The organism is Pseudomonas phoenicis, from assembly GCF_047302395.1.
Taxonomy (GTDB): domain Bacteria; phylum Pseudomonadota; class Gammaproteobacteria; order Pseudomonadales; family Pseudomonadaceae; genus Aquipseudomonas.
This window is the reverse complement of record NZ_CP154852.1, coordinates 4,435,328-4,454,214: the sequence shown is the minus strand read 5'-3', so window position 1 is coordinate 4,454,214 and position 18,887 is coordinate 4,435,328. Positions and strand designations below refer to the sequence as shown.

At 64.1% G+C, this 18,887-nt stretch carries 19 protein-coding genes and 2 pseudogenes; 10 read left to right on the top strand and 11 right to left on the bottom strand.

Annotation, left to right across the window (positions count from 1 at the left end):
• Window positions 1-61: 61 nt before the first annotated feature.
• On the bottom strand, window positions 62-571 hold the full coding sequence (locus tag AA0Z93_RS20265; protein WP_413047203.1) for a hypothetical protein: 510 nt from the start codon (window positions 569-571) through the stop codon (window positions 62-64).
• 317 nt (window positions 572-888) lie between these two features.
• On the opposite strand from AA0Z93_RS20265, the pseudogene AA0Z93_RS20260 reads away from it, so the two are divergent.
• Together AA0Z93_RS20260 and AA0Z93_RS20255 are read left to right on the top strand one after the other, a co-directional pair.
• Window positions 889-1,911, top strand: a pseudogene (locus tag AA0Z93_RS20260) (PAS domain-containing protein); the annotation flags it as partial.
• A pseudogene (locus AA0Z93_RS20255) lies at window positions 1,900-2,184 on the top strand (methyl-accepting chemotaxis protein); the annotation flags it as partial. The pseudogenes AA0Z93_RS20260 and AA0Z93_RS20255, both read left to right, overlap by 12 nt.
• Window positions 2,185-2,212: 28 nt before the next feature.
• On the opposite strand, the gene AA0Z93_RS20250 reads toward AA0Z93_RS20255, so the two are convergent.
• Complete coding sequence (locus AA0Z93_RS20250; protein ID WP_413047204.1) at window positions 2,213-2,395, bottom strand: hypothetical protein; 183 nt, start codon at window positions 2,393-2,395, stop codon at window positions 2,213-2,215.
• A gap of 347 nt (window positions 2,396-2,742) precedes the next feature.
• Here AA0Z93_RS20250 and AA0Z93_RS20245 point away from each other — a divergent pair, with 347 nt between their 5' ends.
• Both AA0Z93_RS20245 and AA0Z93_RS20240 read left to right on the top strand, forming a co-directional pair.
• On the top strand, window positions 2,743-2,985 hold the full coding sequence (locus AA0Z93_RS20245) for a hypothetical protein (protein WP_413047205.1): 243 nt from the start codon (window positions 2,743-2,745) through the stop codon (window positions 2,983-2,985).
• A 112-nt stretch (window positions 2,986-3,097) separates the two neighbouring features.
• Complete coding sequence (locus tag AA0Z93_RS20240; RefSeq protein WP_296268336.1) at window positions 3,098-3,232, top strand: hypothetical protein; 135 nt, start codon at window positions 3,098-3,100, stop codon at window positions 3,230-3,232.
• A gap of 66 nt (window positions 3,233-3,298) precedes the next feature.
• Here AA0Z93_RS20240 and AA0Z93_RS20235 read toward each other — a convergent pair whose 3' ends face one another.
• The gene (locus AA0Z93_RS20235; RefSeq protein WP_413047206.1) at window positions 3,299-3,622 is read right to left on the bottom strand and encodes a hypothetical protein; all 324 of its coding nucleotides are present in this window, start codon (window positions 3,620-3,622) and stop codon (window positions 3,299-3,301) included.
• A 210-nt stretch (window positions 3,623-3,832) separates the two neighbouring features.
• Between AA0Z93_RS20235 and AA0Z93_RS20230 the strand changes: the two genes are divergently transcribed.
• The gene (locus tag AA0Z93_RS20230) at window positions 3,833-4,066 is read left to right on the top strand and encodes a hypothetical protein (RefSeq protein ID WP_413047207.1); all 234 of its coding nucleotides are present in this window, start codon (window positions 3,833-3,835) and stop codon (window positions 4,064-4,066) included.
• Window positions 4,067-4,145: 79 nt separating this feature from the next.
• On the opposite strand, the gene AA0Z93_RS20225 is transcribed toward AA0Z93_RS20230, so the two are convergent.
• Complete coding sequence (locus tag AA0Z93_RS20225; RefSeq protein WP_413047208.1) at window positions 4,146-4,670, bottom strand: GAF domain-containing protein; 525 nt, start codon at window positions 4,668-4,670, stop codon at window positions 4,146-4,148.
• Window positions 4,671-4,894: 224 nt separating this feature from the next.
• Between AA0Z93_RS20225 and AA0Z93_RS20220 the strand changes: the two genes are divergently transcribed.
• Window positions 4,895-5,071 (top strand): hypothetical protein, encoded by a 177-nt coding sequence (locus AA0Z93_RS20220; protein WP_413047209.1) that lies wholly within the window; start codon window positions 4,895-4,897, stop codon window positions 5,069-5,071.
• A gap of 79 nt (window positions 5,072-5,150) precedes the next feature.
• The gene (locus AA0Z93_RS20215; RefSeq protein ID WP_413047210.1) at window positions 5,151-5,381 is read left to right on the top strand and encodes a hypothetical protein; all 231 of its coding nucleotides are present in this window, start codon (window positions 5,151-5,153) and stop codon (window positions 5,379-5,381) included.
• A 40-nt stretch (window positions 5,382-5,421) separates the two neighbouring features.
• Here AA0Z93_RS20215 and AA0Z93_RS20210 read toward each other — a convergent pair whose 3' ends face one another.
• The 3 genes from AA0Z93_RS20210 to mrdA form a co-directional block, all read right to left on the bottom strand.
• Window positions 5,422-6,552, bottom strand: coding sequence for a GAF domain-containing protein (locus AA0Z93_RS20210; RefSeq protein ID WP_413047211.1), 1,131 nt, complete (start codon window positions 6,550-6,552; stop codon window positions 5,422-5,424).
• Between the two features lie 301 nt (window positions 6,553-6,853).
• On the bottom strand, window positions 6,854-7,867 hold the full coding sequence (locus AA0Z93_RS20205; protein WP_413047212.1) for an XdhC family protein: 1,014 nt from the start codon (window positions 7,865-7,867) through the stop codon (window positions 6,854-6,856).
• A 154-nt stretch (window positions 7,868-8,021) separates the two neighbouring features.
• The gene (gene mrdA / locus AA0Z93_RS20200; RefSeq protein WP_413047213.1) at window positions 8,022-9,902 is read right to left on the bottom strand and encodes a penicillin-binding protein 2; all 1,881 of its coding nucleotides are present in this window, start codon (window positions 9,900-9,902) and stop codon (window positions 8,022-8,024) included.
• Between the two features lie 273 nt (window positions 9,903-10,175).
• Between mrdA and AA0Z93_RS20195 the strand changes: the two genes are divergently transcribed.
• Window positions 10,176-10,667, top strand: coding sequence for a hydrolase (locus tag AA0Z93_RS20195; RefSeq protein WP_413047214.1), 492 nt, complete (start codon window positions 10,176-10,178; stop codon window positions 10,665-10,667).
• A gap of 109 nt (window positions 10,668-10,776) precedes the next feature.
• Here the strand turns inward: AA0Z93_RS20195 and AA0Z93_RS20190 are convergent, their stop codons facing one another.
• Window positions 10,777-12,201 (bottom strand): PLP-dependent aminotransferase family protein, encoded by a 1,425-nt coding sequence (locus AA0Z93_RS20190; RefSeq protein ID WP_413047215.1) that lies wholly within the window; start codon window positions 12,199-12,201, stop codon window positions 10,777-10,779.
• 642 nt (window positions 12,202-12,843) lie between these two features.
• Between AA0Z93_RS20190 and AA0Z93_RS20185 the strand changes: the two genes are divergently transcribed.
• Window positions 12,844-14,256 carry an amino acid permease gene (locus AA0Z93_RS20185; protein WP_413047216.1) on the top strand — a complete coding sequence of 471 codons (1,413 nt, stop codon included), beginning with the start codon at window positions 12,844-12,846 and terminating at the stop codon, window positions 14,254-14,256.
• 83 nt (window positions 14,257-14,339) lie between these two features.
• On the opposite strand, the gene AA0Z93_RS20180 is transcribed toward AA0Z93_RS20185, so the two are convergent.
• Window positions 14,340-14,666, bottom strand: coding sequence for an AzlD domain-containing protein (locus AA0Z93_RS20180; protein WP_413047217.1), 327 nt, complete (start codon window positions 14,664-14,666; stop codon window positions 14,340-14,342).
• A gap of 376 nt (window positions 14,667-15,042) precedes the next feature.
• The gene (locus tag AA0Z93_RS20175; protein ID WP_413047218.1) at window positions 15,043-15,933 is read right to left on the bottom strand and encodes a LysR substrate-binding domain-containing protein; all 891 of its coding nucleotides are present in this window, start codon (window positions 15,931-15,933) and stop codon (window positions 15,043-15,045) included.
• Window positions 15,934-16,041: 108 nt separating this feature from the next.
• Between AA0Z93_RS20175 and AA0Z93_RS20170 the strand changes: the two genes are divergently transcribed.
• Window positions 16,042-17,562 (top strand): MFS transporter, encoded by a 1,521-nt coding sequence (locus tag AA0Z93_RS20170; RefSeq protein ID WP_413047219.1) that lies wholly within the window; start codon window positions 16,042-16,044, stop codon window positions 17,560-17,562.
• 63 nt (window positions 17,563-17,625) lie between these two features.
• Here the strand turns inward: AA0Z93_RS20170 and AA0Z93_RS20165 are convergent, their stop codons facing one another.
• Window positions 17,626-18,840, bottom strand: coding sequence for an aldose 1-epimerase family protein (locus AA0Z93_RS20165; RefSeq protein ID WP_413047220.1), 1,215 nt, complete (start codon window positions 18,838-18,840; stop codon window positions 17,626-17,628).
• Window positions 18,841-18,887: the final 47 nt, after the last annotated feature.

Sequence of the window (18,887 nt, the reverse complement as noted above, 5' to 3'; positions counted from 1 at the left end):
CCGCAACCTCGTCATGGCCAGCGGCAAACGCGTGCCACAGACCACGGCGTTGGCATGAGCCTCAGCCTACGGCCAAGGTTTTTTCCATGGCCTTGACCACGGCATCGCGCATCTTGGCCGAGAGAAACACGCTTGGCAGGCTGCCGATCGGCCCGTGCAGGGAGCGGGCCGGTCGGTCGGTGGCCCGCACGTAGTCGAGGATCTGCAGAGCCTGGGCTCGGTCGCAGGCCCATAACAGATGGCCGCGAATCGACCATTGCCACCACAGGTCGTCGGGCCAGGCCAGCTCATGGACGAAGCGCGCCATGCATGCCCGGCAATCGACCACGCCGCGATGTAGCACCGCATAGCCTCGGCCATCGTCGCCGCCATACACCAGGTACTGGCCCGAACGACCCTTCGGCGCCTGCCAGGGCAGTACGTCGGGGTAGCGCTCGACCACGAACCAGCCGCCCCAGGCGATGGCCGTCTGGCCGGTGGGCGCTGCCCGCAGGAACGCGAACGGCTCATGGAACTGGGCACAGGCGCCGCAGCGGGGGCACTTCACTGTGACTTGCTCAGAGGTGTTCATGAGTACGTGTGCGCTTGAACGAGCGGGTAAATGAGTTGGGCATGAAGACTCCCGATGCCTTGAAGTCGAAAAAGTAGATGGCTGTGCTGTGCGCAAACTGCCCGCTCCCAGCCTGATCGTCAAATGGCGTAGGGCAGGGGCGCTATTTGCAAAACGACCAGGTCTGGGGCAGGCAAGCACCAACGCCGATGGCAAAAGTTGTACACCGCGCAACTTTTGTCCAAATAAATGAAGCAACATGCTACAGAAACGCCAAGCGCCGCCGATGCAGGTGGATGACGCCAGGGATCAGGCCTTTTCCATAAGAGGTTACCCAAATGTTTTCCTTCCTGGCGCCGCGGCGCGATCGCAAGGCTTTGCACGAGTTGGTCAAGGCCGTCACTACGCTGCAACCCCCTCAGCTCGAACAGCGCCTGCACAATCAACCCGTGCTGCAAGCCTGGCAAACCCTGCAAACACGCGAGCAGACGCAGCTTCGGGCACGTGCCGAGGCCGAGCAGCAACTGGCTGCTACCGAGGCGGAGCTGGCCCAGGCCAGCGCCGCAGCGCAACGCCATCAGGTGCGTTTCGATCTGGTCAACCGTGCGTCCAGCGAAGGCCTGTGGGACATGGAGGTGGTCGCTGGCGACCCGGTCAATCCGCACAACGTGTTCTGGTGGTCGCAGCAACTGCGCCAGATGTTGGGTTTCCAGGGCGAACATGACTTCCCGAACGTGCTGTCGAGCTGGGCCGATCGCCTGCACCCGCAAGACAAGCAGGCCACCCTCGACGCCTTCGCACGCCACCTGAACGACCGCTCGGGCAGCACCCCCTACCGGGTCAAGAACCGTCTGGCCATGAAGGACGGCAGCTACCGCTGGTTCTATGCCCAAGGCGAAACCCTGCGCGACGGCAAAGGCGCGCCTCTGCGCGTGGCCGGCTCGCTGCGCGATATCCACGATCAGTTGGAGCGCGACCGTGAGCATGAAGTGATCATCACCCGCTTCGAACTGGCCCGGGAGATGTTGTCCGACGGTTTATGGGACATGGAAGTGATCGCGGGCGATCCGGTCAACCCGCGCAATCCCTTCTGGTGGTCGCCGCAGTTCCGTCGCCTGCTGGGCTTCGAGACGGTCGAGGAGTTCCCGGACGTGCTCGACAGCTGGGCCTCGCGCCTGCATCCGGAAGACAAGGAGCGCAGCCTGTCGGCCTTCGCTGCCCACCTGACCGACCGTAGCGGCAAGACCCCATTCGACATCGAGTACCGTCTCAAACACCGCTCGGGCGAATACCGCTGGTTCCGCGCCCGCGGCCAGACGCGGCGCAACGCCGAGGGCCTGCCGCTGCGGGTGGTCGGCGCGTTGGTGGACGTCCATCTGCAGCACGAGCAGCGCACCATGCGCCAATCCCAGGCCGACTATCAGAAGACTCTGGAAGCCAACATCGCGCAGTTGTCGAGCATCGTCGCGACCATCCAGAGCATTGCCAGCCAGACCAACCTGCTGGCCTTGAACGCGGCCATCGAAGCGGCACGTGCTGGCGAAGCGGGGCGCGGTTTTGCCGTGGTGGCCGACGAGGTGCGCAAGCTGGCGACGCGCACCACCGAGGCGACCGAGCAGGCCGCCAGCATGATCGCCCGCTGATTGCGGGCGAGGCGTGAGGTTAAGCCCGTTCGTCTCGGCTGAGCTCACTGAAGCTGACCGCCAGTTTGGCGGCCGCCTCGTCGGAGTCGACGAAATGCTCGACACCGTCGTCGTCCGTCACGCGAAATATCTGGGTCACGCCTTCTTGGCGGTGGTCTGGGGGAATGTCATCGCCCTCGAGTTTCTTGACGGTCACTGGCATGGCTGTTCTCCAAAGTGGATCGTGGGCAGAGCGAAGGGTGTGCGCACCTGGGATGTCAGGTGGCGCGGCACCGCCGTCCAGGTCGGAGCAGGGCCCGCTGAAGGCTTGGACCGCAGCGTGCGCGCAAGCTCCCGTCCGATCTTCGATTGTCGTCGATGGTGGTCTCGAGTTCGTCTGGCGAGCAGCGCAGAGGGGCGAGACGTGTTGACATGGCCGTTGGTCATGTCCGCGCCTCTACTGCGCCACTGCGGATGTGTAAGATGGGTCGGCGCGCGCTTTCGCGCCCGTCTACTTTCCCCGCCCGCACGATCAACGACGTCGGCGTCCCGCCCGAGTAAGGAGCTGCAATGTTCACACGCATCATCATCGGTATCTTGATCGGCCTGGCCGCCGGTTACGTGGTCAATGGCAAGGTCGCTGTGTCGCCCAAAACGGTGCAGATGCTACAGATCTTCGCCGGTATCGTCGCCGTGGCGTTCATCGCCTCGTCCTTCATGTTCGGACCGTTGCACGGCGTGCTCGCCGTCGTCGAAATCGCCGGTGGCTATTTCCTCTACACCCAGGTGATCCAACCCAAGACACGCAAATGACCCTGCTTTCCGGCGGTGCCTCGCAGTGATGCGGGGCGCCATCGGTCCGACTGAACATATGCCCGTCCATCGCTGCCCAACGTCCGTCACTTTCCAATCGAGGACGTTGCACATGACCGATCCCAAGCAAGAGCAACCCAAGCCCACTCCCGCCCAGCAGGACGACGTGCCAGCGCACGCCACGGAAGAAGAGCGCGAGCGCCTCAAGGACAAGAACAAGGACGGTATCCCGCCCGGTTACTGCTGAGCCTTGCGAACCATCGCGCGCTTGCCGTCGAGCGAGGCTGGCGAGCGCGACGACCGGCCTGCGTCGTTACTGTACCGTGACCTGGTCGGGCTGGTGATTGACGATCTGCAGGCCAGTGCTCTGAATGGCCGCCTGGATGGCTTGGCGGCGGGTCATCTCGCCTTTCACCGCATTGGGTTTCACCGCGCCGGTGCTGTTCAGATCGGATTTGATGGTGCAGCCACTGTCGTTGCCAATGTCCTGTGCGACTTCGTCGAAGCGTGAAAACGTCAGATCGAAGGTTGCTACTTCGTCGCATTTGCCTTCCAGGTTCGGCGTGTTCGGGACTGGAGTGTCATGGCTGCAGCCAACGAGGGCAGCGAAGGTAGCCAGGGCCAGATAGCGTTTCATCGGTACTTCCTTATTGAACGAATGACGTCGACTCGATCGAGCACGCGTGCGTGCCGCGAATACGGATGCAACCCTACCAGTTCGGCTCGTCAAAGGGGTAGGGCGGCATGCGTGTGATTGCCGTTCGTCAATGCCGTCGCACTTCGGCCAATGCTGTTCTTCCAATGTTTCAGATGCAGATGGCCTGCGTCGCCCCAGCGGAGAACGATCATGATCAAAGACAACAATGGACCCGCAGCACCCTACCCAGGCCCGAGCGGCGACACTCCAGATACGGGTGAAGGCCACGGTTCGGGTCTTGAGCAAACGCCGTCCGAGCCGAAGCAGGGTGTCGGTTCCCAGGAAGGCAAAAAGCCCGAAGACTGGAACCCGCCGGCCGGCAATCCAGGCTCGGACCAGGACTCGCAGGTGCCCCGCGACAACGGTACCGCCAAGACCGACTGACCCGGTCGGCGCTTCAACGACAAAGCCCAGCATCGATGCTGGGCTTTGTCGTTAGAGGTCATGCAAACGCCAGGATCGATTAAACCGATGCGACTGGCTCCACAGTCTGATCTTCGATGCACGCATACAGAATGCACCCCACCAGGCGTGCGAACAGAGACAGCACTTCGGCCAGGTCCGGGTCGTCGAAATAGGCTTCGCGGGTATCGAGCGCGCACAAAGCGCCGTACAGGTCGCCATTGGGCAGGAAAATGGGCACCCCTGCGTAACTGTCGATGCCCAACTGGTTGACGATCGGGCGTAAAGCGAAGCGCGAATCCTGAGTCAGGGAGGGCACCAGCAAGGCTTCCGGCGCGCGCAGGAATTCGCTGCAGACAGTGCGTTCCAGCGGAAAGGCATCGCCTTGTTCCAGGCCGAAGTCGCCCTTGTCCAAGGCTGAACAGATGACCCATTCGTCGTCGTTGAATTTGGCGATGGCCGCGAACGGCATGGACGTGTACTTCAAGACCAGCTTGAGAATGTTGGTCGTACCCTCGATTTCCGCGATCGCCGAGCGTTCCGCGCCTGAAAGGTAGTACTGGTGCTGCGAAGAATAAGGCGACATGCGCTGAAAGCCTCGGTGAACGGTGGATGCGGCAGTGTGATGGGATTGCAGCGGTTCGCGCAAGCTGTCAATTCGCGGCGAAAAACGTTCCCACGTTCCTTGCCCTACCATGTGATTAATCAAGAGGTGGCGCCGCCGTCGGTCCGGTGCTGGGCACTGCCGAGTCAGATGCCCCTCACAGCTATACGTACGGGCACTTCGCCCGTCGGTTAGGAGATCCGGCGATGGACAACCACCCAACCGTGCCACGCGATCCTGCACCGCAAGATCCCGCCGCACCGCAAGACCACGTAACCGAGCAGGCCCCCGACATCCACGACGATGACCCAGGTCTCGACGAAGCGATGCCGGACGTCGAGGTCAACGATTCAGTGACGCCCGAGCATCCCGTCGATCAGTGAGCGGCAAGCCGCTGCGAGGCTGCTGAGCGGTCATTCGCACCACAGTGCCACACCCATTCTCTGCATGAGGTACCTCGCCATGAGCACCGATCCAAGAGACCCCGGCTTCCCCTCACCTGACGACCCAAGCACGCCGGATCCGAGCCGCGACACGCTCGACCCGGCCATGCCCGATCCAGGGCGCCCTGAGGTGCCCGGCGACGATCCGTTGATCACCGATCCTGACAAGGACGGTTGGGACCAGCGGCCGGATCGCCCAAGGGGCGACGATATGCCCCTGACGGACGCGCTGAATCCTCCACGCGCTTGATCTGCCGTCGCCCATGAAAGAAGCGCGGGCCAGCGCCAGATCAGTCGTGATGTGGCTCTGCCCGCCCGAGGCGCTCGTTGAACGGCGCGCTGATCAGACAATTGAAGCCTGGCGCCTCGTAGGTGAAGGCCGCCGAACCGTTGAACGCATTGCGTAGCGCCCCGTTGACCATCAGCGTTCCATAGCCTTTGCGCGACGGCGCCAGTACCACGGGGCCATTGAGTTCCTGCCAGTTCAAGCTGAAACCGTCATGCGCGTCGTCGGCCGAACGTTGTTCGGTTTGCCAGCTGATGTGCAGCTCACCCCCCGGTTGCAAAAGCGCGCCGTATTTCGCAGCGTTGGTTCCGAGCTCATGGACCACCATGGCGAACGCTGCCGCTGCCTCCTTGGCCAACAGAATGGCAGGGCCGTCGAAACGGATCGGATAGCGATCGCTGTAGGGAGACAGCACCTCGCTGAGCAGCGACGCCAGGGGCATTTCCGCCGGGGACAGGGCCAGGGCGTGGGCGCGTTGCATCATCACCATGCGCTGATCGAGCATGTAACGGAACTGATCGGGCTGTGGGTAGTTTCTGAGGGTCAACACCGCCACCCCGGAGAGCGTCGAGAACAGATTGCGCATGCGGTGTTCGAGCTCGCCGATCAGCAAAGATTGCGACTCCTGGGTGCGGCTGTAGCGGCAGAACAGCGCACACAGGCCTGCAGCGCCCGACAGGAACACCCGCTGCTCCTTGGTCAGGCCGGTGTCCATGGGGTGAATGACTGCAAGCGACCCATGCACCTCGCCGTCCGTGCCGATGGCCGGTACCGAAATCAACGAAGTCAGATCGTGCTTGCGAAACTCTTCGCGCCATTGCTCGGAAAAGCGCTCGTCCGACGCTACATCCGGCACTTCGACGATCTTGCCGGTGCGTACGGCATGGCTGCAGGAGCCCCGGCCCGCGCTGATCGGGTTGCCGATCAGCGCGGTGGCGAAGGTTGCGGGCATGGCGGGGAATACGGCGTGACGAAACGTATTGCCGGGCGTGTCCAGCACCAGGATGCCGACCACGGCATCGGGAATCTCAACCTGCAGGGCCAGTGCGAATTCGCCGAGCAGGCCCTGGATGGAAGTGCCCGAGGCCATCACTTCCAATGCGCGGTCTCGAAAGCGACTAAGGAATGCACGCATCGGTGATGTCTCTGGCAATCAGGTGCGAGAGTATTGCACCCAAATTGCCACTGTTCCACTTGTGTGGACGCTAATGTCGACATTATCCGTGCAAGTTCGTGTCGAGCGTGGCTGGGCCTGATGCTAGCCAGTTGAGACGGAGCAGGGCCAGTTGGGGCTGCGTTGCAGCCCATCGCGGCTGAAGCCGCTCCTACAGGGACGTGCATTCATCAAACGGTGCATTGTGACCTGTGGCAGCGACCGGGTCGGCGCTCTGATTACCTGCGAGGGGACCCGATCGCTCGACAGACCGGCGATGAGCCTAGGCCGCGCATTCTTCGATCTGCTTGCCCACCGCCACCCGCACGGCGCCTGGCAGAGCCACGCCGTTCTTTTCCGCCAGCAGTTCGGCCATGACGCTGACGGCGATCTCCGCAGGGGTCTTGCTGCCGATGTGCAGGCCTATGGGGCCGTGCAGGCGCTGCAACGAGGCTTCGGTCTGGCCGAAGTGTTCGATCAACCGCTCGCGACGGCTTTGCGAATTGCGTCGCGAGCCAATGGCGCCGATGTAGAACGCCGGGCCCTGCAGGGCTTCCAGCAGGGCCAGGTCGTCCAGACGCGGATCGTGGCTGAGCGCGACGATGGCGCTGCGCTGGTCGGCGCCGAACGCACGCACCACGTCGTCCGGCATGCCCTGCAAGTGCTCGACGCCGGCCACCGACCAGGTACTGCGGTATTCGCTGCGCGGATCGCACAGCGACACCTTGAAACCGTTGAACAGGGCCATGGTCGCCAGGTACTCGGCCAGCGCGCCGGCACCGATCAAGAGCAGGCGGTAGCCCGGGCCTAGCGTGGTGTGCATCACCTGGCCCTGAAGGCCGGACACGGCAGGTTGGTCGGTGACGGTCAGGGCGACCTTGCCGCTGCCGAGCTCGAGCCGGCGTTGCACCAGTTGGCCTGCGTCCAGCTCGGCGAGCAGCGCCCGTAGCGCTTCGAGTTCGGGTGCGAATTCCAGCACCAGTTCCAAGGTGCCGCCACAGGGCAGGCCGAAGCGGTGCGCCTCGTCGGCGCTGACGCCATAGCGCACCACCTCGGTGACCCGCTCCGGCATGCCGGGGCCGCCGTGTGCATGGGTGTAGCGTTGGATCAGGTCGTCTTCGATACAGCCGCCGGAGACGCTGCCCACCACGCGGCCGTCGGCGCGCAGCGCCATCATCGAGCCCACGGGCCGCGGTGACGAGCCCCAGGTGCCAGCGACGGTCGCCAGCAGCACCCGTTCGCCGCTGGCCAGCCAGTCGCAGGCAGTGCGTAGAACCAACAGATCGATGCTTTCCATGAAAATCCTTCGCGCGTGAACGCCATAGCGCGGGCGACAGTGCCCCTATGGCGCTTGGACCACGGCGTGCGCGGGAGCATTCCTTTTCGATGGCAAGTTTCGAGCGATGTGCTGACCCAGCGCTCAGCGACCGCCGCCAGACCGCCGTCCAGGTTCACGCGTGCGGCGGTTTGGCCGCAGTCGTGGCCGCTTTGAGATGGCCCTGGTCGTCCAACAGCCAGGCGTCCATCACCTCGCGCACCACCGGGCCCGCCACGCGCCCGCCGGCCTCGCCGTTCTCGATCATCACCGCGACCACGATGCGCGGCGCCTCGGCCGGCGCGAAGCCGACGAACAGCGCATTGTCGCGGTGACGCTCGAGGGTCTTCTCGCGGTTATAGCGCTCGCCCTGACGGATCGCCACCACCTGCGCGGTACCGCTCTTGCCCGCGATGCGGTACTGGGCACCGGCTGCGGAAGCACGGGCGATGCCGCGCGGGTCGTGCATCACCCGCTGCATGCCCTGGTTGACCTCGTCCCAGGCATGGGCATCGCGCAACACGATATCGGGCATGGGGTTGGGGTCGACCGGCGTCTGGCCGCCCACGCTCATCGCCAGGTGCGGCCGGTGCCACACGCCCTTGCTGGCCAGCAGGCTGGTGGCCTGGGCCAGTTGCAGCGGCGTGACCTGCATGTAGCCCTGGCCGATGCCGAGGATCAGCGTTTCGCCCGGGAACCAGGCCTGGCGCCGGGTGGCGCGCTTCCACTGCGCCGAAGGCATGAGCCCGGCCGCTTCTTCGAACAGGTCGAGCGACACCTTCTGGCCCAGGCCGAATTCGGCCATGTAGTCGTGCAGGCGGTCGATGCCCAGCTTGTGCGCCAGGTCGTAGAAGAAGGTGTCGTTGGAACGCATGATCGCGGCCGAGAGATCCACCCAGCCGTCGCCGCTGCGGTTCCAGTTGCGGTACTTGTGCGCGTAGTTGGGCAGTTCGTAATAGCCGGGGTCGAATACCCGGCTGGAGGGGTTGATCACGCCGCTGTCCAGGCCCGCGATGGCGACCTCGGGCTTGATCGTCGAGCCCGGTGCATAGAGCCCGCGCAGCACACGGTTGAACAGCGGGCGATCGATGGAATCGCGCAGGGCGGCGTACTGCTTGAAGCTGATGCCCTTGACGAACAGGTTGGGGTCGAAGCTGGGGTTGCTGACCATCGCCAGGATATCGCCGTTGGCCGGATCCAGTGCCACCACCGCGCCACGGCGATCGCCCAGGGCCCGTTCGGCGGCCTGTTGCAGATGCGCGTCCAGGCTCAGCACGATGTCCTCGCCCGGCGTCGGGTCGCGGTGGTTGAGCACGCGCATCACCCGGCCCTGGGCGTTGGTTTCCACTTCTTCGTAGCCGACATGGCCGTGCAGACGGTCTTCGTAGAAGTGCTCGATACCGGTCTTGCCGATCGACTCGGTGCCGCGGTATTCGGTAGGGTCGAGGGTCTTGGCTTCGCGCTCGTTGATCCGCCCCACATAGCCCACCGAGTGGGCGAAATGTTCGGCCAGCGGGTATTCGCGGATGAACTGCGGTTCCACCTCCAGGCCCGGCAGGCGGAACTGGTTCACCGCGATGTGGGCGATCTGCTGCTCGCTCAGCCCCACCATCAGGGTCACCGGCTCGAACGGCTTGCGGCCGCGGCGCAGGTCCTTGTCGAACTGCTGGCGGTCTTCGGCGTCCAGGCCCAGCACTTCGGTGAGCTGGTCCAGCACCTGGGCCACGTTGCCTGCGCGCTCGCGGGTCATGGTCAGGTTGAAGCTGGGGCGGTTGTCGGCCAGGACCACGCCGTTGCGGTCGTAGATCAGGCCGCGCTCGGGCGGGATCGGCAGCAGGTGCACGCGGTTGTTTTCCGACACGGCGCTCTGCTTGTCGTGCTGGATCACCTGCAGCACGTACAAGCGCCCGACCAAGGCGCCGACCAAGGCCACGGTCAGCCCTGCGCACACCAGCAAGCGGCGGTTGACCAGCGATTTTTCGCGTTCGTGGTCCTTGAGGGGGATGGGCTGGGGCATGACGGGCTCTGAGTAGCGGGCGGCAGCGCCTGGGGACGCGAGCGTGCGGATGCTACGCAAGCCGCCCCCAGGGCTCAAGCCGCCGGCTGCGCGCAGTCACCGGCCGGCGCCTCGGACCCCGCAGCCAGGGCGTCGCAGGCCCATGAACAATGTTTCATGGGGGCAGGTTTCATGGGCGCAGGCGCGGGATGCACGAAATCGCTCAGGCACCGTGCAGGGGCGGCGGTCGGCTGGCTATACTGCGCGCTTTTTGCCGTCGCACGGGGAGGGCGCATGCGCCAGGTGCTGCTGATCAATGACGTCCAGGCCACCTTCGAACCGCCCGAATGGTTGGTCGATGGTGTGCGGGCGTTCTCGGCGCGGCTGCTGACGGTAGCCACGCTGACCTTGCACGACGAGGCACGCACGCCATTCCAGCGGCAAGCGGGCTGGCATCCGGCGCGCAGCGACGAAAGCCTGCACGAAGCGGACCGGGTGTTCGTCAAGCACGGCTATGGCCTGCCGATCGAGGCGCTGGACTACCTTCGCGAGCTGGCCCCCGAGCGCGTGCTGGTGTGCGGAGTGGGGTCCGACAGCGGTCTGCTGGCGGCGGGTTTCGCCTTGTTCGATGCCGGACTGACGCCGACGCTGGTCACCGACCTGAGCATCGGCTCCTGGCTGGATCGCTCGGGGCGGACGGGCCAGACGCTGTGGGCAGAGCACCTGCGGCAGGTCACCACCCGGGCCGAGGTGTTGGCGGGCTTGCCTGCGCCTTTGCCCGTTTGAGCACGGGTTGCTGGAGCGATCCCAGCACCAGAGCCCGATGCTTGCGCTGCCTCGGCAAGCCTGATCGGTCGTGCTTGCGCGTGAACGCACAATGCTTCGACCCCGGTCTTCAACGCCCAGGCAAACGCACATGCCTGGCCAGCAACCTTTCGAACATCTCCCACAGCTCCGGCGCCGTGCTGAACGCCACGTTGAAGCGCATCCAGCCCGTGGCCTGGGCGTCGACCATGAACAGTTGCCCCGGCCCGAGCATGATGCCCTGGCTCAAGGCCTCGTCGAGCAGCACCGCGCTGTCGGGCAAGTCGGGGTGACGGGTCCAGATGTACATGCCCTCGTCGGACTCGACGAACAGCTCGAAGCCCAGCCGTTGCAGGCGTGCGCCGACGTCCTGGTGCGCCTGCGCCAACCGCTGGCGCAAGCGCTTGAGGTGCTTGCGCCAGCGCCCGTCGATGATCGCGGCGTAGACCACGCGTTCCATCACCTGCGAGGTGGTCAGCCCCGAGCGCATCTTCAGGGTCAGCAACTGCTGGATCAGCTGCGGGTTGGCCAACAGGTAGCCCACACGCACGTTGGGCGAGATGCTCTTGGAATAGCTGCCCACGTACACCACCTGCTGCAAGTGGTCGAGGCTGGTCAGGCAGGGTTGCGGCTCGGCGATCATGTCGGCGTAGAGGTTGTTCTCGATCAACCGGAAGCTGTGCTGGCTGGCCAATTGCAGTAGCCGGTGCAGTTGCGCCAACGGCGTGCGCGAGCAGGTCGGGCTGTGCAGGTGCGGTTGGGTGAAGAAGGCCGTGGGCCGGTGCACGGCCAGCAGCCGTTCGAGCTGGTCGAGGTCGTAGCCGTTGGGCGTGCGCGGCACGCCGACCAGCGTGGCGCCCTGGAAGCGCAGGATGCTCATCAGGTTGGGGTAACCAGGGTCGTCCACCAGCACCACATCGCCTGGGCGGACCAGCGTGCGCACGGCCAGGTCCAGCGCCTGGCTGGCACCGTGGGTGAGCAGCAACTGCGCCGGGTTGGCGACGATCGACAGTTCCTGTTGCAGGTTCTGCGCGGTCAGGGCGCGCAGTTCCGGCAGCCCCAGGGGATCGCCATAGCCCGACAGCTCCAGGGGGCTGCCGGCCACCTGGCGCAGACCGCGGCGCAGGCCGTCTTCGTACATCCAGTCGTTGGGCAGCCAGCCGCAGCCGGGTTTGAACGGCAGCTGGCGGGTTTCGAAGATCTGTTGCAGGTACCACTCGGCGTTGAACGAAGGGCGCACGGCGTCGCTGTCGCGCACGGGGCCGTCGAGGCGCTCGCCGCTGACCCGGCTGACGAAGAAGCCGGCGTTGCCTCGGCTGATCAGCACACCCTGTGCCACCAGGCGGTCATAGGCCTCGACCACGGTGAAGGTACTGACCGAATAGGTCGCCGCGAACGCTCGGATCGAGGGCACCTTGGCACCCGGCTTGAGGGTCTGTGCGTCGATCAGCTCGCGCAGGCCGTCGATGATCTGGTTCACCAGCGGCGTGGCGGAGTCTGGACGTAATTCGAGCATGTTGGGGCCTTGGCGAGTGCGGAGGTGCCGGGTGACGAGCGGTGTATTGCATCGACGGCCTGTACAGTGCAGTGCGGATTTCATCGCGCTGTGCATGGCTCAATGTGTCAGACATTTTTACATTAGGGATCAGATAGCGCCACACAATGGCCGAAATGACCTTTCCCGGGCGTTCATCCATTGTGCTGGGCAGTCGAGCGCCGATGCAGTGGATGCTCTGCCCACTGCCCATCCGGCGCTTGAACACAGCAGCAACCGGCAGCGGCAGCCCTCGGGCGGCAGGCCGGTAGAGGCCGAACGCGCTGGAGTCTAGCCGGTGTTCGGCTTTTTTACGTTTTGGTGGGGCTGCCGACGATGTTGGCGACTTGCCAGCAGGCCGCCAAGGAAGGCCTGAACGCCTGTGTGCGGCGTCGCCGCACGAAATGGGCCTGGGGTTTGGCAAGGCGGAGCGGGAGCAGGGCGCACGGTCGCGTCCGGTCGAACCCTTCATACTTGCCAATGCGAGGCTGCCACGCATGCCGTGGTGTGACCCGATCCGCCCCGTTTGGTTCGATGTCTGCAAATGCTGTACAGGTGAGGCCGCTGCCCATCGGGGCTTCACTCAAATTCCTTGGATAAAAAGAAGCACGGGGTACACCACTGATGGACGCAACATCCACCTCCACCACTTCCGCGACCGTGGAGAACGAGAGCAAGCTCAGCGCTTCGCTCAAGCCGCGCCACCTGACCATGATGTCGATCGCCGGCGTCATCGGCGGCGCCTTGTTCGTCGGTTCCGGCAGCGTGATCCACAGCGCCGGGCCCGCTTCGGTACTGGCCTACCTGGCCGGCGGCATCCTGGTCGTGCTGATCATGCGCATGCTCGGCGAAATGGCCACCTCATCGCCCGACACCGGTTCGTTCTCCACCTATGCCGACCGCGCCATCGGCCGTTGGGCAGGCTTTACCATCGGCTGGCTGTACTGGTGGTACTGGGTGATCCTCATGGCCTGGGAAGCCTACGTGGCAGGCAAGATCCTGCACGGCTTCTTCCCCGACGTGAGCGTCAATGTGTTCGTGCTGGCGACCACGCTGATCCTGATCACCGTGAATTTCTTCAACGTCAAACACTATGGCGAGTTCGAATTCTGGTTCGCGTTGATCAAAGTGGTGGCGATCTGTTGCTTCCTGATCGTCTGTACCGCAGCGGTATTGAACATCTGGCAGTTCGGTGAAGTGCGCGGCATCACCCACCTGACCGCCGAAGGCTTCATGCCCAATGGCATCACCACGGTGGTCGGCGCGTTGCTGGGGGTGATGTTCGCCTTCCTGGGCGCGGAAATCGTCACCATCGCGGCCTCCGAATCCAAGGACCCGGCGCGCCAGATCGTCAAAGCCACCAACTCCGTGGTATGGCGCGTGTGCCTGTTCTACGTCGGTTCGATCTTCCTGATCGTCTGCCTGGTGCCGTGGAACGACCCGCACCTGGGTATCTCCGGCTACGGCGCCTACCGCCGCACCCTGGAGCTGCTGGGCGTGCCGTACGCCGAACTGCTGATGAACTTCGTGGTGCTGACCTCGGTGAGCAGCTGCCTGATCTCGGGCCACTACACCGCTTCGCGCATGCTCTTCTCCCTGGCCAAGCGCGGCGACGCACCGGCGTTGTTCAAGCGCACCCGCGGCAACAGCGGTGTGCCCGTATTGGCCATCATCGGCTCGTGCCTGGTGGCGGTGTTCTGCGCGCTGATCAACTTCAGCGAAACCCTGCGTCCGCAAGACGTGCTGGAAACTCTGATGAACACCACCGGCATGATCGCCTTGCTGGTGTACCTGGTGATCGCCTTCTCGCAGCTGCGCATGCGCCGCAAGCTGATCGCCGAAGGCAAGGAGATCCAGCTCAAGATGTGGCTGTTCCCTTGGCTGACCTACCTGGTGATCGCCTTCATCGTGGTCTGCCTGGTGGTCATGGCCTTCATGCCCGACTACCAGATCCTCGTGGTCTCCACCGGCGCTGCGGCGGCCGTGGTGGTGGTGATGGGTGTGGTGCATCAGATGCGCAGCGCCAAGCGCGCTTGATCTGAGGACAGAAGAAACCCGCGCTCGCCTGGATCGGTGAGCGCGGGTTTTTTTATGGGTGCCGGGTCAGGTTCAGCCGCGTTCTAACCCAGCCAGTGCCCGAACGGCCAGAGCGCCGACATGCCACTGGCCAGCGTCAACAGCGTGCTGCGGGTCGTCCAGGCCACGACGCCCGCTATCAGCGCCGCCGGCAATTGCGGGTTGGCCCAGTCGAAGTGCGCAGGCTTGCCTTGGAACACCACCGCCGGCAACACCAGCGCGGCCAGTACGCCCGCCGGTACGTAGGCCAGCGCGCGGCGAAGCCCGGGTGGCAGGCGTAGCCAACCGCGCAGTTCGACGAACGACAGGCGCAATGCGAAGGTGCCTGTGCCGATCACCGCGAAGATCAACCATTGCGACGATTCGCTCATGCGTCTTCCTGAGGCGTGGACAGCTGCGTGGTGTCTTTCTGCGCAGTGCCGTTGAGCCGTTCCAGTACGAGCCCGGTCAGGAGGCCGCACGCACACTGCGCCGCTTGGCTGCGCCGCAGCGTGTGCACATCGTCACGTCTGCGGCGCTGGCGCAGTTATGGATCGGCCCGCTTCTGCCGCAGCTCACCGCCGCCCTGGCACCCATCGAAGAATCATGCGGTGGCGGCGGTGGCCGAGGCGCTCGCGAGGCTGACAGGAATCGGGCCGGCTACCGGCGCCGTCCTTGTTTCGGGCGTATCCAGCGGTATTGGCAGGAAGCAGGCAGCGAAGTCTCGCTCGGGCGGTGGTGACCAGGCGCAGGTCTGCCGATCTCTACTCAGGCTTTGAACAGTTGTTCGGCGAGGAAGTCCACGAACACACGTATCTTTGGCGAAAGATGCCGGTTGGGTTGCCACAAGGCCCAGAACTGACCCCCATCGGAGCAGTGGTCTGCCAACAATCTGTGCAGCGACCCGTCATTCAAGGCATCGCGCGCCAGGAAATCCGGTAGATAGGCGATGCCCAGGCCCCCCAGCGTGGCCATCAACAGCGCCTCCATGTTGTTCAAGGTCATCGATGCGGCATAGTCCACCGGCTGGGTCGACCCATCGGTGCTTAGATCCCAGGGCATGACCTTGCCGGTGGTGACGAAGCGATAACGCAGGCAATCGTGCCGCGCCAGATCGACGAGCGTTCGCGGACGGCCACGGCGTTCGAGATAAGCGGGCGACGCGCAGAGCACGTACTGGAAGGGCCCCAGTTGGCGTGACATGAGTTTGGACTCGCCCCGCCCACGACTGCGAATGAGCACATCGAAGCCGTCTTCGACCAAGTCGACCAAGTGGTCGTTGAAATCCAGTTCCAGCTCGATTTCCGGGTAGTGCAGGCGGAACGCTCCCAGCACCGGCACGAGAAAGCGATAGCCGATGGCCGGCACGCTGACACGCAAGCGACCGCGCGGTGCTTGCGTGGCATGCGAAAGCATGGCCTGCGCATCTTGAAGATCATCGAGAATGTGCCGACAACGCTCGTAGAAGAGGTGCCCCTCGGGCGTCAGGCTCACGTTGCGCGTGTTGCGCTGAAGCAAGCGGACTTGCAATGACGCTTCCAGTCGCGCGACGTTCTTGCCCACGGCCGAGGCTGAAATGCCGATCACCCGGCCCGCTTTGACGAAGCTCAAGGATTCGGCCGTCCTGACGAAAGCCAGGATGCCGTTCAAGCTTTCCATTCGATTGCATCCTTTATGTCCGCTAAAAGCGGAGATGTGGCCAGTTTTTCGAAGATTGCGGCGGTTATAGATTGATTCACTTCTCTTTTTAACAGAAGGATTCCAATCATGTCTGTCGTTCCGACTGCTTCGCACAAAGGCCGCCATTGCGTATTGGTGGCGATCTGCCTAGCCGCCCTGGCGTTGCCGTTCAGCTTTACGGGCGGTGCAGTCGCCACCCCTGCGATCGGAAAGGCCTTGGCCGCCAATCCCGCTTGGCTCGGCTGGATCACCAATGCGTTCATGCTCAGCTTCGGCAGTTTGCTGATGGTGGCTGGCAGTTTGGCGGACATCTACGGCCGCAGGCGCCTGTTCGTCTATGGCTTGGCCGCGCTGGCGCTGACCAGTCTGTCGCTGGCCATGGCTTCCAGCATCGCTTGGCTGGTCGCGCTGAGGGCACTGCAAGGCGTGGCTGGCGCAGCGACGCTGGCCAGTGGTTCTGCCGCCTTGGCCCAGGTGTTCACAGGCCAGGCACGGGCACGGGCCTTCAGCCTGCTGGGCTCCACGTTTGGCCTGGGCCTGGCGTTCGGTCCGCTGATAGGCGCGCTGCTGCTCGAGCATGGCGGCTGGCGCGCGGTGTTCGCCATCCCTGCCGTGCTGGCGGCAGTGTCACTGCTCGGCGCCTGGTTCTGGATGCATGAAAGCCGTGACGAGGAAGCGCGTCGCATCGACTTGCCTGGTGCCGCCAGCTTCACCCTCATGCTCGTGCTGCTGACGCTGGCCATCATGCTCGGCCCGCAAAGCGGTTGGACCGCGCCGTGGATCTGCAGTTTGTTGGTGGGCGCAGCATCGTGCCTGGTGGCATTCGTGTTGATCGAGCTGTATGCCGAGCAGCCGATGCTCGACCTGACGCTGTTCAAGTACCCGCGTTTTTTGGGTGTGCAACTTCTGCCGGTCGGCACCTGTTATTGCTACATCGTCCTGATCGTCCTGCTGGCATATCGCTTGAACGGCGTCGAGGGCCTGGCGCCGCTGCACAGCGGGCTGATCATGCTCGCACTGTCCGCACCCATGTTGATCGTGCCCCTGTTGGCAGCCTGGTTGACCCGCTGGGTCAGTGCTGGCGCGCTCTGCGCAGCCGGTTTTTTGCTGGCGGCAGCAGGCTTGTTTCTGCTGGCCCATGTAGACGCAGGCGCCAGACCGTCTCTGCTGGTGGCGATGCTGATGGTTGGCGTCGGGACTGCGTTTCCATGGGGCTTGATGGACGGGTTGGCGCTTGGCACGGCACCGCCGGAGCGGGCTGGACGGGCAGCCGGCATCTTCAATACCACCCGTGTGGCTGGCGAGGGCGTCGCTTTGGCAACGACGCTGGCGTTGCTGACGGCATTGGTGACAGACGCACTCGAGCCTTGGGTGCCCGCCCAGCGCCGCAGCGAGATAGCGCAGCGCCTGATCGTGGGCGACCTCGATTCGGGGATCGATCCATGTCTGCTGCGCGCGGCCTATCTGCAGGGCTTCGACAGCCTACTGTTGGTGCTCTGCGGCATCACGGTACTGATAGCCCTGCTGACTTTTTTGCTGCTCGGCCACAAACGGGCGAACGCGAGCGTCGACCCGATCGACCCGCCGGCACGGGTTAGCAAGGCCTGATCCCATTGCGGCTTTCGCCGGCCGTAACGCCCAAGAAGCAGAGCGCCTGTGGCGCGGCGCGAATCAAGGTTGTGTCAGATCGACCAAAGGCGTTGCTCGCACCTCGGTCGTGCGTGCCCCCTGGATGTCGCCGACCCGCTTCAACGCCTGCTCCACCGCAGCCTTGTCGGCCAACAAGCGATAGCTGATGTGGAACTGCCGCTGTTCCTTGGGCCCGATCGTGGGCACCAGGTTCAGCGGCCGTTGATAGCGGCGGTTGTAGGAGAAACTGGTGCCAGGCTCCAGCCCGGTGACATAGCCCTGGCCTTGGGTGTCGGTGTTCTTCCACAGCGAAAACACCGGCAGCGTCTGCGTGTTGAAGCCCATGGCGACGCCCAGGCTGGCGGCCTTGTTGTGCAGCACGGTCAGGGTGTCGCCCTTGTCGTCGGCATAGGGCACCACGTTGTACACCGTCTCGTCGTAGTCCCTGGTGGGCGCGCGGTAGGTTTGCCAGTCGGCCAGATCGCCTTTGGCTTTGTCGTTGAATGGCGACACCTGCTTCACCGGGGCGACGAACCGGGCACCTTCTTCGAGCAGTGGGGTGCCGAAGTTGCTGTGGTACAGCGCTTGATATTCCTTCGGATAGTCGCCGTCGTTGGTCAAGGTGTCGTTGAGTGAGAACGCCGCGCTGCCAGGTTCGGTGACCAACTCGGTGGCGACCGAGAAATCGACCTTCTTGAACGCCTGCTCCTTGAGTTCGCCACGCAGGGTGATGGCATAGGGCGGTTTTTCGTCGATATGCAGGGTGACTTTGCTCGCCGGGATGTTGGCCGCCCGCCCGTGCAAGGTCAGCAGCTCGCCATTGTCGACGCCCGGATGGCCGACCCATTCGTAGCCGCAGCGGGCCACCAGCTCGTTGAAGCCCTCCAGCCAACCCAGGCCGTTACGGCCATTGAGCTCGATGAAAGCGGGGTTGACCACCTCCTTGACCGGCGAGTCCCAGCCCATGCGCACATCGCCGACCGAAGCCTGCAGCACGTTCATGCCGCGGGTGGGCACCACCGAGAGCTTCATCGTGCCGTTGTCGATGTCGACGATGCTGACACCTTCCTGCCGCCCGCCGTGCAAGGTGCGCAGGGTGACGCTGAACGGCTTGTCGGTCTTGACGCCCAGTTGCGCGCTGGTGATCTGCCAGGGCTGGGCGGCTTTGTCGGTGTCGAGCAGGACGTAATCCCATGCCCAGGCGTGAGTGGCAGCGGACAGTGCGCCGAGGGCGACGATGAATTTGAGTGGGGTCATGGCAACGGCCTTTATTGGAGTTGTGCGTTTTTATAGCCCCACAAAAA

Bases quoted from the DNA above. Each gene is read 5' to 3' on its own strand.
- AA0Z93_RS20240 (WP_296268336.1), top strand. From the start codon at position 3,098: ATGACCGATCCCAAGCAAGAGCAACCCAAGCCCACTCCCGCCCAGCAG.
- AA0Z93_RS20195 (WP_413047214.1), top strand. From the start codon at position 10,176: ATGCGCCAGGTGCTGCTGATCAATGACGTCCAGGCCACCTTCGAACCG.
- AA0Z93_RS20220 (WP_413047209.1), top strand. From the start codon at position 4,895: ATGGACAACCACCCAACCGTGCCACGCGATCCTGCACCGCAAGATCCC.
- AA0Z93_RS20170 (WP_413047219.1), top strand. From the start codon at position 16,042: ATGTCTGTCGTTCCGACTGCTTCGCACAAAGGCCGCCATTGCGTATTG.
- AA0Z93_RS20180 (WP_413047217.1), bottom strand. From the start codon at position 14,666: ATGAGCGAATCGTCGCAATGGTTGATCTTCGCGGTGATCGGCACAGGC.
- AA0Z93_RS20210 (WP_413047211.1), bottom strand. From the start codon at position 6,552: ATGCGTGCATTCCTTAGTCGCTTTCGAGACCGCGCATTGGAAGTGATG.
- AA0Z93_RS20230 (WP_413047207.1), top strand. From the start codon at position 3,833: ATGATCAAAGACAACAATGGACCCGCAGCACCCTACCCAGGCCCGAGC.
- AA0Z93_RS20215 (WP_413047210.1), top strand. From the start codon at position 5,151: ATGAGCACCGATCCAAGAGACCCCGGCTTCCCCTCACCTGACGACCCA.
- AA0Z93_RS20165 (WP_413047220.1), bottom strand. From the start codon at position 18,840: ATGACCCCACTCAAATTCATCGTCGCCCTCGGCGCACTGTCCGCTGCC.
- AA0Z93_RS20205 (WP_413047212.1), bottom strand. From the start codon at position 7,867: ATGGAAAGCATCGATCTGTTGGTTCTACGCACTGCCTGCGACTGGCTG.
- AA0Z93_RS20190 (WP_413047215.1), bottom strand. From the start codon at position 12,201: ATGCTCGAATTACGTCCAGACTCCGCCACGCCGCTGGTGAACCAGATC.
- AA0Z93_RS20235 (WP_413047206.1), bottom strand. From the start codon at position 3,622: ATGAAACGCTATCTGGCCCTGGCTACCTTCGCTGCCCTCGTTGGCTGC.
- AA0Z93_RS20265 (WP_413047203.1), bottom strand. From the start codon at position 571: ATGAACACCTCTGAGCAAGTCACAGTGAAGTGCCCCCGCTGCGGCGCC.
- AA0Z93_RS20185 (WP_413047216.1), top strand. From the start codon at position 12,844: ATGGACGCAACATCCACCTCCACCACTTCCGCGACCGTGGAGAACGAG.
- AA0Z93_RS20225 (WP_413047208.1), bottom strand. From the start codon at position 4,670: ATGTCGCCTTATTCTTCGCAGCACCAGTACTACCTTTCAGGCGCGGAA.
- mrdA (WP_413047213.1), bottom strand. From the start codon at position 9,902: ATGCCCCAGCCCATCCCCCTCAAGGACCACGAACGCGAAAAATCGCTG.
- AA0Z93_RS20175 (WP_413047218.1), bottom strand. From the start codon at position 15,933: ATGGAAAGCTTGAACGGCATCCTGGCTTTCGTCAGGACGGCCGAATCC.
- AA0Z93_RS20245 (WP_413047205.1), top strand. From the start codon at position 2,743: ATGTTCACACGCATCATCATCGGTATCTTGATCGGCCTGGCCGCCGGT.
- AA0Z93_RS20250 (WP_413047204.1), bottom strand. From the start codon at position 2,395: ATGCCAGTGACCGTCAAGAAACTCGAGGGCGATGACATTCCCCCAGAC.